General features: G+C 75.0%; 13 protein-coding genes. 5 read left to right on the forward strand and 8 right to left on the reverse strand.

Annotated features, from left to right (window positions below; translation table 11 throughout):
• Positions 1 to 83: 83 nt before the first annotated feature.
• Positions 84 to 422 carry a hypothetical protein gene (locus ACZ58X_RS24555; RefSeq protein WP_470335744.1) on the reverse strand — a complete coding sequence of 113 codons (339 nt, stop codon included), beginning with the start codon at positions 420 to 422 and terminating at the stop codon, positions 84 to 86.
• A gap of 389 nt (positions 423 to 811) precedes the next feature.
• On the opposite strand from ACZ58X_RS24555, the gene ACZ58X_RS24560 reads away from it, so the two are divergent.
• Both ACZ58X_RS24560 and ACZ58X_RS24565 read left to right on the forward strand, forming a co-directional pair.
• The gene (locus ACZ58X_RS24560) at positions 812 to 2284 is read left to right on the forward strand and encodes a hypothetical protein (protein WP_470335745.1); all 1473 of its coding nucleotides are present in this window, start codon (positions 812 to 814) and stop codon (positions 2282 to 2284) included.
• Between the two features lie 100 nt (positions 2285 to 2384).
• Positions 2385 to 3287 carry a hypothetical protein gene (locus ACZ58X_RS24565; protein WP_470335746.1) on the forward strand — a complete coding sequence of 301 codons (903 nt, stop codon included), beginning with the start codon at positions 2385 to 2387 and terminating at the stop codon, positions 3285 to 3287.
• A 260-nt stretch (positions 3288 to 3547) separates the two neighbouring features.
• Here ACZ58X_RS24565 and lanL read toward each other — a convergent pair whose 3' ends face one another.
• The 3 genes from lanL to ACZ58X_RS24580 form a co-directional block, all read right to left on the reverse strand.
• Positions 3548 to 6055, reverse strand: coding sequence for a class IV lanthionine synthetase LanL (gene lanL / locus ACZ58X_RS24570; protein ID WP_470335747.1), 2508 nt, complete (start codon positions 6053 to 6055; stop codon positions 3548 to 3550).
• Positions 6056 to 6057: 2 nt separating this feature from the next.
• Positions 6058 to 6225 (reverse strand): SflA family class IV lanthipeptide, encoded by a 168-nt coding sequence (locus ACZ58X_RS24575; protein ID WP_470335748.1) that lies wholly within the window; start codon positions 6223 to 6225, stop codon positions 6058 to 6060.
• A 187-nt stretch (positions 6226 to 6412) separates the two neighbouring features.
• Entirely contained in the window at positions 6413 to 7048 is a 636-nt protein-coding gene (locus ACZ58X_RS24580) for an NAD(P)-dependent oxidoreductase (RefSeq protein WP_470335749.1), read from the reverse strand.
• Positions 7049 to 7140: 92 nt separating this feature from the next.
• Between ACZ58X_RS24580 and ACZ58X_RS24585 the strand changes: the two genes are divergently transcribed.
• Complete coding sequence (locus ACZ58X_RS24585) at positions 7141 to 7797, forward strand: TetR/AcrR family transcriptional regulator (RefSeq protein ID WP_470335750.1); 657 nt, start codon at positions 7141 to 7143, stop codon at positions 7795 to 7797.
• A 138-nt stretch (positions 7798 to 7935) separates the two neighbouring features.
• Here ACZ58X_RS24585 and ACZ58X_RS24590 read toward each other — a convergent pair whose 3' ends face one another.
• A complete protein-coding gene (locus ACZ58X_RS24590; protein ID WP_470335751.1) occupies positions 7936 to 8427 on the reverse strand; it encodes an Lrp/AsnC family transcriptional regulator in 492 nt (163 codons plus the stop codon).
• Positions 8428 to 8611: 184 nt separating this feature from the next.
• On the opposite strand from ACZ58X_RS24590, the gene ACZ58X_RS24595 reads away from it, so the two are divergent.
• Complete coding sequence (locus ACZ58X_RS24595) at positions 8612 to 10267, forward strand: PLP-dependent aminotransferase family protein (RefSeq protein ID WP_470335752.1); 1656 nt, start codon at positions 8612 to 8614, stop codon at positions 10265 to 10267.
• A gap of 31 nt (positions 10268 to 10298) precedes the next feature.
• Here the strand turns inward: ACZ58X_RS24595 and ACZ58X_RS24600 are convergent, their stop codons facing one another.
• From ACZ58X_RS24600 to ACZ58X_RS24610, 3 genes are all read right to left on the reverse strand, one after another.
• Positions 10299 to 10802, reverse strand: a complete 504-nt coding sequence (locus tag ACZ58X_RS24600; protein ID WP_470335753.1) for an LURP-one-related/scramblase family protein — start codon at positions 10800 to 10802, stop codon at positions 10299 to 10301.
• A 261-nt stretch (positions 10803 to 11063) separates the two neighbouring features.
• Positions 11064 to 11294 (reverse strand): hypothetical protein, encoded by a 231-nt coding sequence (locus tag ACZ58X_RS24605; RefSeq protein ID WP_470335754.1) that lies wholly within the window; start codon positions 11292 to 11294, stop codon positions 11064 to 11066.
• A 68-nt stretch (positions 11295 to 11362) separates the two neighbouring features.
• Positions 11363 to 12046 (reverse strand): LuxR C-terminal-related transcriptional regulator, encoded by a 684-nt coding sequence (locus ACZ58X_RS24610; protein ID WP_470335755.1) that lies wholly within the window; start codon positions 12044 to 12046, stop codon positions 11363 to 11365.
• A gap of 167 nt (positions 12047 to 12213) precedes the next feature.
• Here ACZ58X_RS24610 and ACZ58X_RS24615 point away from each other — a divergent pair, with 167 nt between their 5' ends.
• On the forward strand, positions 12214 to 15513 hold the full coding sequence (locus tag ACZ58X_RS24615; protein ID WP_470335756.1) for a bifunctional cytochrome P450/NADPH--P450 reductase: 3300 nt from the start codon (positions 12214 to 12216) through the stop codon (positions 15511 to 15513).
• Positions 15514 to 15546 lie beyond the last annotated feature (33 nt).

Below are 15546 nucleotides of genomic sequence, written 5' to 3' on the forward strand. Positions count from 1 at the left end.
CTTCCCTTTTTCTTATGCTACTATCCCCCCCCCCCCCCCTCCCCCCCCTCCCCCCCCCCCCCCCACGGCCGTCCGGTTCGCGCTCAGCGGGCGAGCAGCTCCGGCGCGCGGTGGGCCACCGTGCGTTCCGCCTCGCGCCGGCCGCGCGGGCTCAGCCGGGCCAGCAGGTCGTGGTCGACGGCGCCGCGGTGGATCCAGATCCCGGCGAGCGACTCGGCGCACAGGTCCACCAGGGTCTCGTCCGGCTGGGCCGGATCACCGGCGATCCCGGCCAGGGCCGCGACCACCGCGTCGGCCGGGAAGCCCTCCAACTCCGAGGCCGCGTCGTACCGTTCGTCCGGCCGGACACCGGCGGCCGTGCCGAGCAGGACGCCGATGAGCAGGGCCTCCTGCTCGCCGGGCAGGTACGCGCGCCGGGCCACCGGTCGCTCCGCGGGCTTCTGGCGGGGTGTCCGCCGGTCCGACGAAAAGGTCTTCAACGGATCTCTCCCCCGTGCGTCTCGCTGCGCTTCCCGGCTCCGACCATACCGCCGTCGGGATCACCGGCGGCTCGCCCCCCGACGCGCGGTGCCGTCCCGGGCGGGGAACGCGCCGGCGGCGATCCGGCCCAGGTTGTAGCAGAAGCCCTGCCCGTGGCCGCGGACCCGGGTGGGGTACGACCCGGCGGAGCTGCGCGCGGCCGGGACGGTGAACCCCGGACGGCTGCTGGGCTGGTCGCCGCGGACGGCGGGCCGTGAGCCCGGGGCCGTGGCCGGCCAGGAGGCGGGGGCCCGGTGACGCCCGGTCGGAACCCGGCTGACATCCTGGCCGGATGGACGCCGACGACCTGGACCTGGTGCACCTCCACGAGGTGATGGACGGTCTGGCCAGGAACCCCGCCCTGCCGGCCCCGATGATCCGGCGGCTGTTCGCGCGGCGGGAGGGGTGGGGGCAGGTGGCGCAGCGTCCGGACCTCACCGAGGACATGATCACCGAGATCCTGGCGACCGACAACGAGTGGCTGGTGTTCGGCCTGGCGCTCAACGACCGGCTGCCGGACGCCTTCCGCCTCCGGCTGGTCGCCCATCCGTACGGTGCGGTCCACGCCGCGGTCGTCGCCCGGGCCACGAACCTGCCGAGGGAGGTGCTGGAGCGGCTCGTCGACGACCCCGAGCCGGAGGTGCGGAAGGACCTGGCGAAGCGCGACGGCACGCCGCCCGACCTCCGGGCCCGCCTCGCCGACGACGCCGACCCGGAGGTCCGCGCCACGCTGGCGAAGTTCTGGACCAGTGCGCCGGAAGCCGTGCGGCGGACCCTGCTGACCGACCCCGAGGCCGACGTCCGGGCCGCCGCCTGTGCCACCTGGTTCGCGCGTGAACCGCATCCGGTGCCGCCCGCGGACCTGGTGCCGGCCCTGCTGGCGGACCCGGTGACCAGGGCGGGCGCGGTGATCCACGCCGTGCTCGACGCGGACACCCTCCGGCGGCTCGCCGACGATCCGGACGGCGAGGTGCGCGCCGAGCTCGCCCGGCACCCCGACCTGCCGCCGTCGGTCCGTGAGGTGCTCGCCGTCGATCCGGCCCTGAGCGTCCGGGTGAAGGTCTTCGCCCGGCCCGACACGCCGGAGCACCTGCGGGCCCGGATCCACGCCTCGGTCCACGAGCCGGCGGGCTCGATGGCCGACCCGGGCCCCGACGCCGACGACGAAGCCCTCCTGGAGTGGATCCGGAACGAGTTCGCGCCCACGGAACTCCGGATCCTGCGGCTACCGTGGGTGACGGCCGATCCGCTGCCGTACGTCGAATCGCCCTACCCCTGCTTCCGGGCCTCGGCGGCCGCCGGACGGGACCTGCCCGCGGACGCGGTGGCCCGGCTGCTCGACGACGAGGAGGAGATGGTCCGCCTCACCATGGCGTACACCGCCCCGCACCTGGTCGATCCCGGGACCGCCGAGCGCATCGAACGCCGCTACCGCCGACGGGACAAGTTCACCTTCTGGTGGGACACGGAGGAGGTCCTGACCTTCCAGCCGGTCACGCTGCGTCGCTTCGCCGCCGATCCCGAGCCCAGGCTGCGCTCCTTCGCACCCCGTGATCCGGACCTGCCGCCGGAGCTCGCCGAGCAACTGGCCGCCGACCCCGAGGAGCGCGTGCGCCGTGCGGTCGCGGGCCACCGCGCCCTCCCGCTCCCGGCCCTGCTCCGGCTGCTCGCCGACCCCGAGGGGTCCGTCGCGGAGGCGGCCGCCGCCTCGCCGTACCTCCCCGTCGAGCAGATGGAGCGCTTGCTGGCTCTGGCAGGGCTCTGACCCTCGGAGGCCCCCGGACCGGGGGCTTGCCCGGTTCGGCGGACCGCTCGGATCGCCGGGCCGGGGCGTGTCGGGCGGGCGGACGGGGTACCGGAAGTGCATGGCAGTCTTCCGAAAGCCGGGGCGCTTCAAGCGGCCGGACCGTTCCGGTCCGGTGCGTCCCGAGCCCGTTGCCCGGGCCGAATCCGGTCCGGAAGGGGGTCTGGCCGAGGGCCTCACCGAGCTGGTGGAGGGGGCCGAGCGGCCCACCGGGGCCTGGCAGGTCGCCGAGTACCACGCGGAGCGCGGGCGGGGGCGGGCACTGGTGGCGGGCGTGGCCGGGTGGCTCGGCAGCGGGGGACGGGTGGCGGCCCGGGGCGCGGCGCTCGGCGGCAAGGCGCTGACCGAGCAGCTGGTGCGCACGGCGCCCCGGATCCCGGTCCGCGGCCTCGCGACCCTGCGCGCCCAGCACCCGGACGCGGCCGATCCCGAGCAGCTGGCCGATCTGCTGGTGGCCGGTGCCACCCGGGCCTCCGCCGCCCTCGGCGCGGGCGTCGGGGCGGCGGCCATGCTGCCGGTGCCGCCCGCGATGCCGCTGGAGATCGCGGCCGAGACGCTGGCGGTGGCGGCGGTGGAGGTGAAGCTGATCGCCGAGCTGCACGAGGTCTACGGCGTCCCGGCGCAGGGCAGCGTCACTCAGCGGGCCGGGGCCTACCTGGGGGCCTGGGCGAACCGCCGGGGAATCGACGCGATGCTGCTGACCCGCCCGGCGGGCTTCGCGGCGCTGGCCCTGGGGGCGGAGGTGCGCCAGCAGGTGCGGCGCCGGCTCACCCGCAGCTGGATGCGCCGGTTGCCGTCCGTGACGCCGCTGCTGCTGGGCGCGGGCATCGGCGCGACGGTCAACCGGCGGGACACCCGGCGGCTGGCCGGGCAGGTCCGCGACGACCTGCGGTCGCGGCCGCCGACGGACCGCGGGTACTGGGCGGCGGCCGGGCCGACCGTCGAGGGCGAGGTCGTTCCGTGACCTCCTGGACCCTGACCCCTGGGCCCTGGCCGTCGTTCCGTGAGCCCGTGAGCCCGTGAGCCCGTGAGCCCGTGGCCCCGGGTGCGGGGCGGGTGGCCGGGGTTGTGCCGGGACGGGGGCCTGACCGGCGATCCGTCGCCGGCCGAGCTGCCGGCACTGCCGCTCGGCCACTGGGCGACCCGTGCGGACGCCTCGTCGACGGAGTGGCAGGTCTTCCGGGGCCGACCGGGCTCGGGGGACGGGCCCCCGGCGGAGCGCGGTCAGTCGAGGAGGCCGAGGCGCGGCCCGCCCCGCTCGTGCAGTCGGCGGAGGAAGCCGAGCACTCCGGCGGAGCCGCCGGCCCAGGTGGCGCTCGGCCGGGCGAGGCCGGTGTCCGGGAACACCGGACGGGACGGCGGGCCGCCGCTGCGGCTGAGGAGGATCGCCGCGACGGTGTCGGCGGCGTGCCAGAACTCCTCGGCTCCGGTACCGCTGCCGGAGCCGGATGCGACGGCGACGTCCACCAGCAGCTCACCGACCCCGGCCAGCCCGCAGCACTGGGTGACCAGCGGCATCCGGGGCGCGAGCGCGGCGCAGGTGCGGGCGGTCTGCCGGGCGAGGTCCAGGTACCGGGGCTCGGCCAGCCGGTCGGCGGCCCGGACCAGTACCGGTCCGATCCCGGCCAGGCCCCGGCACCAGGAGCCGTAGCGGCGGGTCGCCCCCGGGGCGGTGGCCCGGGCGATCAGCCCCGGGGTGTCGGCGGCGAGTCGGGCGCAGGCCTGTTCGGCCCGGTGGCGGTCGGCCGGGTCGCCGCCGGAACTCCCGTACTCCAGCAGGAAGTAGGCGACGCCTGCGGTGCCGTGTGCCAGGCCCTCGCGCAGTGCGGCGCTGCCGGGCGTGTCGGCTCCGGTGGGGGACAGGCGGGCCCGGCCGGTGGCCAGCAGCCGGGCGCACTCGGCGGCGACGGCGAGGTGCCGCTCCCGCCCGGCGGGGTGGGCCCGGGCGAGCAGCAGTCGGCCGACGCCGATCCCGGCGACGCCCTCGATCAGGTCGGCCTCGGGCGGTCCGCCGTCCGGGCCGTGGGTGGGCAGGTCCTCGCCGCCGCCGGCGGGCGATCCGGCCCGGGCGAGGAACAGTTCGACCCCGGTGCGGCCCGAGTAGAACCCCGGTGACAGCCGCCTGGACTGCGCCGCCGTCCACTCGGCCAGCGCCGTCACGGCCTCCGGCACGCCGGGCCGGTGGAGGTGGTGGAGGAGTTCCAGGCCGAGTCCCGCGCTGCCGCCGTAGACGTCGATCGGCGTCGGGACGGCCGCCCGGGCGGCGAGCGCCGGGTCGGTGATCCGGTGTGCCTCGGCGACGCAGTACGCGGTGGTGTGCTCGACGACCTCGCGCAGCCGGTCGGGGTCGAGCCGGTACGGGGGCGGTACCGGCGGGGGCGGTGTCCCGACGGCCGTACGGCTGCGGAGCCGGTCCGCGCCGGTGGTCCGGACGCCCGGCTCGGGGCTGGTCAACTCGGCGATCAGCGAACGGAGTTGCCGGTGTTCCCGGCCGGGCAGTGCCCAGGCCAGCCCGGCCAGGGTGCGGTCCCGGTTGACGGTGGCGTCGCCGTCGACGATCACCGGGTCCAGTCCGGTGGCGGCGAAGCCGAGGGTCGCGCCCAGCGCGTGGAAGTCGTCGGCGGGCCGCGCGGGTTGGCCGACCGGGCGCCGCACCGGGTCGCTGTAGCCGGGTGTCGAGCCGTCCGGGCCGGCGCCGTCCAGGGAGCTGATCCCGAAGTCGACCAGGTGGCAGCGGCCTTCGGCGTCCAGCGCGACGTTGTCGGGTTTGAGGTCGCGGACGACCACGCCCCGGCGGTGGATGCCGTCCAGCAGCCGCAGCAGCCGGTGGGCCAGTTCGGCGAGCCGGGCGGCCTCGTACGGTCCGTGCTCCTGGACGTCCCGGCGCAGGTCCCGGTCGCCGCAGCTGGTCATCACCAGGTACTCGTCCGAGCGGTGCCGGAACGCGTCGAGTGCCCGGGGCACGCCGGGGAGGCCGTCGAGTGCGGTGAGCACCGCCCGTTCGTTGCGCAGCCGGTCGCGGGCGTCCGCACCGGTTTCGTCCTCGGCCACGAAGGCCCGGGCCTGCTTGACCACCACGGGCCGCCCGGTGGCCAGGTCGACCGCCCGGTAGACGTTGCCCTGCGGTTTGCGGGCGATGCCGCCGGTGACCCGGTAGCGGCCGCCGCCGAGCCCGGGGGCGTCCTGGGAGGGCAGCGACCGGTGCGGGAAAGGGTCCTCGGCCCAGGGCGGGCACCGGTAGGAGCCGGCCGCCAGCCCGTCGAAGGCCCGGCCGTCGGGGCCGACCATGACGGACTCCAGGCGCCCGCCGCGCCCGGTGCGGTAGTCGCCGGTGAAGGGCCCGTACCGGTAGTAGACGGGGGCGTCGGGGTCGACCCGTCGATCGCTCACGACCTGCGGTCCCTGCTGCCCGCGCAGCGCCGCGACCAGCTCCCCGGCCAGTGTGACGGCGGTGCCCGGCGCCGGGTAGACGGTGAGCGCCTTCCCGACCGAAGCGGCGCTCCGCGCGCCGGAGTTGAGCTCCCGCAGCACCTCCGGGCCGCTCGCCCACTTGGCGTGGCAGACGTGCCTGGCCAGTACGGGAAGGGCGAGGGCGAGCAGGGTGTCGAGCCCGCCGGGGCGGGCCGAGACGTGCAGCTTCCAACCGTGTTCCACCGCCGGCATCCGCGGGTCGTTCAGGTACGACCAGGTCTCGTCGGACCAGCCGCTGCGGCCGGCGATGGAACCGGTCACCGTCAGGAGTTGAAGTCGCAGGCGAAGCGGGTGGTGGCGGTCACCCACGGGTCGGCGAGACAGGCCGTGGCCTCGCGGTCGCCGCGGTCGTCGTCCTCGAACGCGATGCTCTCGTCATCGACCAGCAGCGGACCCGCGTCGCGGATCTCCTCGATCATGGTTCCGGGCATGGGAAACCTCCAGATCTTGTCGTGCTCCGGTGATGGTGCGGGCCGCGGCCCCTGCGGCTGACCGAGCGGGCCGGGATCCCGAAGCACGAAGGTAGGGAGGAACGTTCCGCCTGACAAGGGGTCAGGACGCACCAGCTCCACTTCCTGGGCACATTCGTGGAGGAACGGTAAACACCGCCCGCGATGCTCAGGAGCTGACGCCGACCGCGTGCCGGAAGCTCGTCGGGTCGGTGACCAGGTCCAGCATGGCCCGGGCGACGTCGGCGCGCGGCACGGTGGAGCCGGCGGGCCCGGACTCGACGGCGTGCCGGTAGCGGCCCCGGCCCGGCCGGTCGGTCAGTCGCGGCGGCCGCACCGCCGTCCAGTCGAGGCCGCTCTCGCGCAGTACGCGTTCCATCGCCTCCAGGTCGGTGTACACGTCCCGGAGCGCCGCCCAGAGCAGCGGGCCGAAGGCCTTCGCGGCGAGGACCGGTTGCCCGGCCCCGGAGCGGTTGAGCGGGGCGGCGCTGACCACCAGGAGGCGGCGCACCCCGGTGGCCGCCATGGCCGCGACGGCCGCGCGGGCGGAGGTCGAGGCGGGCTTGAGCGGGTCGCGCCGGCCGGCCTGGCCGATGCCGGAGAGCACGGCGTCGGCGCCCGCGACCACCGGCTCCAGCGAGGCGGGGTCGAGGGCGTCGGCCTGGACCACGGTCAGCCGGTCGTGCCGGAGGGGAAGTCGGGCCGGGTCGCGGACGGCGGCCGTGACCAGGTGTCCGTCGGCGAGGGCGAGGGTGACCAGCTGGCGGCCGATGCCGCCGGTGGCGCCCAGGACGGTGAGTTTCATGACCGCTCCCAGGGGGTGGGTGAGTGCTCACTTCCGTTCTCCTCCTCATGGTGAGTGAGTGCTCACCCACCTGTCAAGGTAGGCTGGTGCCCATGACGAACGAGGGGATCCACGAGGACGGCCGTCCGCTCACCGGCGGAGCGCTGACCAGGGCCCGGGTGCTGGACGCGGCCGCCCGGCTGATCGGCACGGTCGGACTGGTCCGCGCCACCACGAAGCAGATCGCGCGGGAGGCCGGCTGCTCGGAGGCGGCGCTGTACAAGCACTTCCGGGACAAGGAGGAGATCTTCGTCCGCGTCCTGCGCGAACGCGCCCCGCGACTGGCCGCCGCCGTCGCCGAACTCCCCGACCGGGCCGGGCAGGGCTCGGTGCGCGAGCACCTGGAGGCGGTCGTGCTGATCGCCGTGCCGTTCTACCGGCAGTCCTTCCCGATGGCCGGCGGCCTGCTCGCCAGCCCCGAACTGCTCGCCGCCCACCGCCGCAAGCTCGACGACGCCGGCCCGCACCACGTCAGCTCCCACCTGGCCGACTACCTGCGCGCCGAACAGCGGCTCGGCCGGATCGCCGCCGACGTCGACCCGCACGCCGCCGCGATGCTGCTGATCGGCGCCTGCTTCCACCGCGCCTTCCTGGAGGTCTTCTACGCCGGCGAGGCTCCGGCCGAGGCGCTGCGCCCCGCCGGCCCGGAGGAGTTCGCGGCGGCGACGGTCCGGGCCCTGGTCGGCGGCATTGAGGCTCCGGACGCCTGAGGCATTCGGCCGACCTCGCCGGGCGTCGTGACGGTCCGGGTATGTACCGTCACCTCCTTGGGGGATCTGCCGACTCTGCACGGGCCGGGCCCGCGCCCTCAGGAGTCAGTACCCATGAGACTTCGTGCCGGCGGTCCGTCAGGGGCCGGGGGCGAGGTAGCGGCGGCCCGGTATCTGTTCGAAGATCAGGTTGGTGCGGGTCTGGGCCACCGCGGGGTGGGTGGTGAGGTGGTCGACGACGAAGTCGCGCAGGGACTCGGGGCCGGCGACGCCGACGTGCAGCAGGTAGTCGTCCGAGCCGGCCATGTGGAAGACGGCCAGGACGCCGGGCAGGTCGGGGGCGGTGCTGCGGAAGCTCTCGTTCTGCTCCCGGGTGTGGGCGCGCAGCCGCACCGAGATCATCGCCTGGAGCGGCAGGCCGATCGCGGCCGGGTCGAGTTCGGCGCGGAAGCCGCGGATGATGCCGCGCTCCTGGAGGGCGCGGACCCGGGCCAGGCAGGTGGAGGGGGCGATGCCGACGGCGGCCGCGAGGGCGTTGTTCGGGAGGCGGGCGTTGTCGGCCAGGGCGCGGACGATCGCCCGGTCGACGTCGTCGACGGGTGCCCGTCCGGCCTGCGGATTGTTCGGCATGCCTGCCAGGATTCCAGCCCGTTCCGCAGATTCGCAAACCTGATCGACCCGGAACCGAATGTTCTTCGGAAGGGCTTCCCCCCGGCGCCCGAAAGTTCCATCCTTACCGACGGTCCTCCCCGGCACCCAGGGTGACGGTGGCGACCTCCCGCCGCCGTCCCCGCACCTCCGGAGCGCCCCGCCCATGAGCCCGACCGCCTTCCCCGCCGCTGCGACCGCCGTCGACCCCGGTCCGGAGCTGGACGGCGGCGACTTCGCCCTCCCCGAGGGCGGCCTGGACGAGGCCGGGCGGCTGCGCGCGCTCGACGCCGTGGACGAGTACCTGACCCGCAAGCGCAAGCACCTGGTCGGCTACCAGGCCACCCAGGACATGCACGGCACCGCGCTGGACCTCGCCCGGTTCCTGCCGAACAACATCAACAACCTCGGCGACCCGTTCCAGAGCGGCGGCTACAAGCCCAACACCAAGGTCGTCGAGCGGGCCGTGCTCGACTACTACGCCAAGCTCTGGCACGCCGAGCGCCCGCACGACCCGACCGACCCGGAGTCCTACTGGGGCTACATGCTGTCCATGGGCTCCACCGAGGGCAACATGTACGCCCTGTGGAACGCCCGGGACTACCTGAGCGGCAAGGCGCTGATCCAGCCGCCGACCGAGCCCCTGGACGCGGTGCGCTACGTCAAGGCCGACCCCGACCGGCGGAACCCGAACGCCCACCATCCGGTGGCGTTCTACTCCGAGGACACCCACTACTCCTTCGCCAAGGCCGTCGCCGTGCTGGGCGTGGAGACCTTCCACGCCGTCGGCCTGGAGAAGTACCCGGACGAGTGCCCGCTGGTCGACCCGGTGACCGGCCGCCGCGACTGGCCCACCGAGGTGCCGTCCCGCCCGGGCCCGTCCGGCCTGTCCTGGGACGGCCCCGGCGAGATAGACGTCGACGCCCTCGCCGTCCTGGTCGAGTTCTTCGCCGCCAAGGGCCACCCGGTCTTCGTCAACCTCAACCTCGGCAGCACCTTCAAGGGCGCCCACGACGACGTCCGCGCGGTCTGCGAGCGACTGCTGCCGATCTTCGAGCGGCACGGGCTGGTACGGCGCGAGGTCGTCTACGGCAGCTGCGCGCGGACCGGCCGCCCGCTGGTCGACGTGCGCCGCGGCTTCTGGATCCACGTGGACGGCGCACTCGGCGCCGGGTACGCGCCGTTCCTGCGGCTGGCCGCCCAGGACCCGCAGGCCTACGGCTGGACGCCCGAGGCGGAGCTGCCCGAGTTCGACTTCGGCCTGCGGCTGCCCACCGCCGGGCACGGCGAGGTGGACATGGTCTCCTCGATCGCGATGAGCGGCCACAAGTGGGCCGGCGCGCCCTGGCCGTGCGGCATCTACATGACCAAGGTGAAGTACCAGATCTCGCCGCCGTCCCAGCCCGACTACATCGGCGCGCCGGACACCACCTTCGCCGGCTCCCGCAACGGCTTCTCCCCGCTGATCCTCTGGGACCACCTGTCCCGGTACTCCTACCGCGACCAGGTCGGCCGGATCCGCGAGGCCCAGGAGCTCGCCGCCTACCTGGAACGGCGCCTGGCCGCCATGGAGCGGGAGCTCGGTGTCGAGCTCTGGCCGGCCCGCACCCCGGGCGCGGTCACCGTGCGGTTCCGCAAGCCGAGCCCGGAGCTGGTGGCCAAGTGGTCGCTGTCCTCCCAGGACGTGGTGATGGTCCCGGGCGACGAGACCACCCGGCGCAGCTACGTGCACGTCTTCGTGATGCCCTCGGTGGACCGGGCCAAGCTGGACGCCCTGCTCGCCGAACTCGCCGAGGACCCGGTGGTGCTGGGCGCCTGCTGACGGAGGGCGTCGTCGGCGCGGACGGCGGCCGTCAGAGGTTGGTCAGCCGGTCGCCCTTGGCGTCCTGGAGCACGTGGTCGACGCAGACCGCGAGGACGACCAGCAGCAGGGCGTCCTGCTGCTCCAGGACGTCGACGGCGTAGGCGTCGCGGATGGTGAACCAGCGCCGGGAGACGTGCGCCAGGGTGGTGCCCTCGTGCTGGATGTCGAACTCGCGGTCCCACAGGTTGCCGTTGATCCGCAGCCGGCGGCCGTCGCCGAGGCGGACCTTGAAGCGGTCGCCGAAGAGCGTGAACATCTTCTTGCTGATCTTGGCGGTCAGCTCGCCGTTCTGCTTGATCAGCAGGGTGTGGTGGATCGTGAAGGCCTTGCGGACGATGCTCGCGACGTGCTCGCCGCGGGTGTCCTCCAGGGCGAAGGTGCGGCGCAGCCGGAGGAACTTCCGGTTCACGCGGTAGAGCTTCTCCCGGTGCTCGGTCTCTATCCAGGCCTCTTCGTGGAAGGCGAACATGCGGTCGCGGACCAGGTAGCGCACTGTGGGTCCCCCCGTGGTGGTGCCGCCGGCCCCCGTGGCGCGGCGCGGCCCAGAGCGTAGCGGCTGGTCAGCGCGGGGGAGGGGCGGGGGGTGGTGGCTTTACCGGTCCGCTACCGGGCTGCGACGATCCGCCGACACGGCGGTGACCCGACGGTGACACCGGGCCGCGCGGCGGGCCTCGGCGGATGGGTGTCCAGGGCCCCGGCGGGGTGGGCGTCCAGGGCCCCGGCGGGTGGCTGCGCCGGGGCGCCCCCGGGTGGGTCAGGCGATGCCCTGCCCGTCGATGTCCGCCCCCCACTGGTCCTCGCCGACGGCGCCCACGCAGTAGCCCCCGCCCTGCACGGTGCCGCCGGCCTCCTGGCACTGCTCGGCGGTGACGTCGGCGGGCAGCACGGCGGCGGTGGCGGGCGCCGCGCCCGCGAGGGCGAGCACGGCGGCGGCGAGCGGGACGGCGAGCGGGGCGGCCAGACGGGCCGGCGATGAGGTGAACATGTGCCTCACAAGAGCACGCGCCGGGGGTGACGGCCAGTCAGGTACGTCCGTTCGCGGGCCCCGCCCCGTCAGTGTGGGTGGGCCGGCTCCGGGGGCCAGGCGTCCGGGTCGAGGACGCCGAGGGCGTAGGCGCGGGCGACCAGGGCGGTGCGGTTGGGGAGCTGCCAGCGGCGGGAGAGGCGGGTGAGGTGGTAGTTGACGCCGTCCGCCGTGAGGCCGATCTCCTTGGCGATCCGGGCGGTGGTGGCGCCCCGGGCGGCGGCGGCCAGGATGCGGGCCTCGATCGGGCTGGCCTCCGGGCGCGGGGGTGGCACCCGGGGCGCCGGGCAGGCGGCCGGTTCGGCCGGCGCGCGGAGCGAGAGCAGCATGTTCGGGGTCTGCTCCGGGGTGTCGCTGACCAGGTCGACGGTCATCTCGCCCTGCCGCTCGGCGCCGCCGGCGGGCGTCCAGGACACCCCGACGGAGTACTGCGAGCGGCGGTGCAGCCGGATCGCCTCGGCGAGGGTCTGCAAGGAGGTGTCGTCCCGCAGCGTGAAGTACTCCAGGATCCGGCGGTTGCGCAACTGCCCCGGCAGCCCGCCGAACTCGGCGGCCATCGCGCGGTTGACGATCATGATCCGGCCGCCCCACTCGCAGACCGCGATGGGCACCGGGTTGTGGTCCAGCAGGCGCAACGCCCGGTTGCGCCAGACCACCGCGGCGTCCAGGCGGGTGCCCGGCGCCGGACCGCAACCGTCGGTCGGTCGCATCATCGTCTCTCCTCCCGCGGAGGCCGCCCACGCCAGATCTGACAGGCCATGGGCAAGTCTCGGGCAGCCATTGGCACTACACAATCATGTAGTGATCGCGGCCCGGCGCTCCTGACGAGGGCAGAGAGTGGAGATACCGAGAACTTTCCTGCCGTGGGAGGGACCTACCGATGACCGACACCACGACCGAGGCCGTGCCGGCGCCACCGACCGCCGAGGCCCTGCCCGCGTTCCGCGCCGGTGCCCAGGCGGAGCCCCGGGCCGGGCTCCGGGCCGGGATCCCGGCCGATGCCGACAGCGACAGCGACAGCGACACCGACGCCGATGCCCCGGGCGTCCCGTGGGTGGACATCTCCGACCTGCCGCCGGTCAGCGTCCCGGTGCTGCGCACCATGGAACTCGCCAGAACGCACGGCTCCGCGTTCTTCCAGCGCCTGCACGGCCGCGAGACCCTGATCGTCAGCAGCCTGGAGCTGGTCGAGGAGCTGGCCGACGAGGAGCGCTTCACCAAGGCCGTCGGCCCGGCGCTGGAGAACGTCCGGGAGTTCACCGGGGACGGTCTGTTCACCGCGTACAACGACGAGCCGAACTGGGCCAGGGCGCACGACATCCTGATGCCCGCCTTCGCGCTCGGCTCGATGCGCACCTACCACCCGGTGATGCTGGAGGTGGCCCGCCGGGTGATCGGGGCCTGGGACCGCCGCGCGGCCGCCGGGCTGACCGTGGACGTGCCCGGCGACATGACCCGGATGACCCTGGACACCATCGGACTGGCCGGGTTCGGCTTCGACTTCGGCTCCTTCGAACGGGACGAGCCCCACCCGTTCGTGGAGGCGATGGTGCGCTGCCTGGAGTGGGCGATGACCAAGCTCACCCGGGACCCGGATCTCGACCACCGCGAGCGCGACGCCGCGTTCCGACGGGACGCCGACTACCTGGCCGGCGTGGTCGACGAGGTGATCGCCGCCCGGGCCGGGAGCGGCGCCGAGACCGGCCCGGCGCAGGACCTGCTCGGCCTGATGCTCGGTGCCGTCCACCCCGCCGACGGCAGCAAACTGGACATGGAGAACATCCGCAACCAGGTGATCACCTTCCTGATCGCCGGGCACGAGACCACCTCGGGCGCGCTCTCCTTCGCGCTGCACTACCTGGCCAAGCACCCGTCCGAACTCCGGCTGGTCCAGGAGGAGGTGGACGCGCTCTGGGGCGACCGGGCCGATCCGGAGCCCTCGTACGAGGACGTCGGCCGGCTGCGGTACACCCGGCAGGTGCTCAACGAGGCGCTCCGACTGTGGCCCACGGCGCCCCAGTTCAGCCGGGAGGCGCGCGCGGAGACCCTGCTCGGCGGGCGGATCCCGGTCCGCCCGGGGACGCCGATCTTCGTGCTGACCCCGATGTTGCACCGCGACCCGGCCTGGGGCGACAACCCGGAGCTGTTCGACCCCTCGCGCTTCGACCCGGAGCACGAGGCGGCCCGCTCGCCGCACGCCTTCAAGCCCTTCGGAACCGGCGAACGCGCCTGCATCGGGCGGCAGTTCGCGCTGCACGAGGCGACCATGCTGCTGGGCATGCTGGTCCACCGCTACCGGCTGATCGACCACGCCGACTACCGGCTGACCCTCAAGCAGACGCTCACCATCAAGCCCGACGGCTTCACCCTGGCCCTCGCCCCGCGCACCCCCGCGCCGCTCGGCGGTCCCGCCGCCTCCGCGCCGGCGGCCAGGGCGGCCCGGCCGGCCGGGTCCGCGCCCGCGCCGGACCGCGCCGCGCGGGTCCGCCAGGGCACCGGCCTGCTGCTCCTGCACGGCTCCAACTACGGTGCCAGCCGTGAGTTCAGCCGCCAACTCGCCGACGTCGCGGCCGAACTCGGCTGCGACACCGCGATCGCGCCGCTCGACGCCTACGCCGACGGGCTGCCCACCGACCGGCCGGTGGTGATCACGGCCGCCTCCTACAACGGCCAACCCACCGACGACGCCGCCGAGTTCGTCCGCCGACTGCGCGAGGCCCCGGACGGCGCGGCCGACGGCGTCGAGTACGCGGTGCTCGGCATCGGCGACCGGACCTACGCCGCCACCTACCAGCGCGTCCCCACCCTGATCGACGAGCGCCTCGGCGCCCTCGGCGGCACCCGGCTGCTCGCCCGCGCCGAGGCCGACGCCTCCGGTGACCTGGCCGGCACGGTACGGGAGTTCACCGAGGCGCTGGTCGACCTGCTGCTGACCCGGCACGGCGACGCCGAGGCGGTGGCCCCGCCCCGGGAGGAGGCCGGGTTCACCGTGACCGAGCTGGTCGGCGGCCCGCTGCACGCGCTCGCCACCCGGCACGGCATGAGCGAGCTGACCGTCACCGCCGTCGACAGCCTGACCGACCCCGGCTACCACCGGGTGAAGCGCCTGGTCCGGCTCGCCCTGCCGGCCGGCACCGACTACCGGACCGCCGACCACCTGACCGTGCTCCCGGCCAACGATCCCGCTCTGGTGGAACGCGCCGCCGCGCTGTTCGGCGCCGAACTCGACACGGTGCTCGGGATCGTCGCCCACCGGCGCACCGGCCCCGCCGTCGACCGCCCGCTGACCGTGCGGGAACTGCTCACCCACCACGTCGAGCTGCAGGACCGCCCCACCGCCGAACAGCGCGCCGTACTGGCCGGGCTCAACCCCTGCCCGCCCGAGCAGGCCGCGCTGCGGGCGCTGCCCGCGGACGACCCGCGCACGCTGCTCGACCTGGTCGAGGACCACCCGGCCCTGCGGGAGGCGCTGAGCTGGCCGGTGCTGCTGGACCTGCTGCCGCCGATCAGGCCGCGGCACTACTCGATCTCCTCCTCGCCGTCGGTCGACGGGGACGAGGTCGACCTGATGGTCTCGGTGCTCAGCGCGCCCGCCCGCTCGGGCCGGGGCACCTTCCGGGGCACCGGCTCCGGCCACCTCGACCGGCTGGCCGTCGGTGACACCGTGCTGGCCCGGGTCCAGCCCTGCCGGGAGGCGTTCCGGATCGGCCACCGCACCCCCGTGGTCATGATCGCGGCCGGCACCGGCCTGGCGCCCTTCCGCGGCGCCGTCGCCGACCGCCGCGCGCTGCTCGGGACGGGGGCCGAGCTGGCCCCGGCGCTGCTGTACTTCGGCTGCGACGCCCCGGACGCCGACTACCTGCACCGGGCCGAGCTGGAGGAGGCCGAGCGGGCCGGCGCCGTCTCGATGCGGCCCGCGTTCAGCGAGCGGCCGCAGGACGGGCGGCGCTTCGTCCAGGACCGCATCGCGGCCGAGGCGGCGGAGGTCTGGGAACTGCTCGCCGCCGGGGCCGAGGTGTACGTGTGCGGCGACGGCGCCCGGATGGCGCCCGGCGTGCGGGAGGCCTTCCGGGCGCTCTACCGGGAGCGCACGCCGGGGGCGGACGAGCGGCAGGCGCAGGACTGGTTGCAGGGCCTGGTCGAGGCGGGCCGCTACGTCGAGGACGTGTACGCGGGCTGAGGGCCCGTTCGCCGCGGGCCTTCGCCGCGGGGC

The sequence above is a fragment of the Kitasatospora sp. NPDC040550 genome, from assembly GCF_055594965.1.

Coding starts and splice junctions, on each gene's coding strand:
- ACZ58X_RS24560 (WP_470335745.1), top strand. CDS start 812: ATGGACGCCGACGACCTGGACCTGGTGCACCTCCACGAGGTGATGGAC.
- ACZ58X_RS24565 (WP_470335746.1), top strand. CDS start 2,385: ATGGCAGTCTTCCGAAAGCCGGGGCGCTTCAAGCGGCCGGACCGTTCC.
- ACZ58X_RS24575 (WP_470335748.1), bottom strand. CDS start 6,225: ATGCCCGGAACCATGATCGAGGAGATCCGCGACGCGGGTCCGCTGCTG.
- ACZ58X_RS24580 (WP_470335749.1), bottom strand. CDS start 7,048: ATGAAACTCACCGTCCTGGGCGCCACCGGCGGCATCGGCCGCCAGCTG.
- ACZ58X_RS24585 (WP_470335750.1), top strand. CDS start 7,141: ATGACGAACGAGGGGATCCACGAGGACGGCCGTCCGCTCACCGGCGGA.
- ACZ58X_RS24590 (WP_470335751.1), bottom strand. CDS start 8,427: ATGCCGAACAATCCGCAGGCCGGACGGGCACCCGTCGACGACGTCGAC.
- ACZ58X_RS24595 (WP_470335752.1), top strand. CDS start 8,612: ATGAGCCCGACCGCCTTCCCCGCCGCTGCGACCGCCGTCGACCCCGGT.
- ACZ58X_RS24605 (WP_470335754.1), bottom strand. CDS start 11,294: ATGTTCACCTCATCGCCGGCCCGTCTGGCCGCCCCGCTCGCCGTCCCG.
- ACZ58X_RS24610 (WP_470335755.1), bottom strand. CDS start 12,046: ATGATGCGACCGACCGACGGTTGCGGTCCGGCGCCGGGCACCCGCCTG.
- ACZ58X_RS24615 (WP_470335756.1), top strand. CDS start 12,214: ATGACCGACACCACGACCGAGGCCGTGCCGGCGCCACCGACCGCCGAG.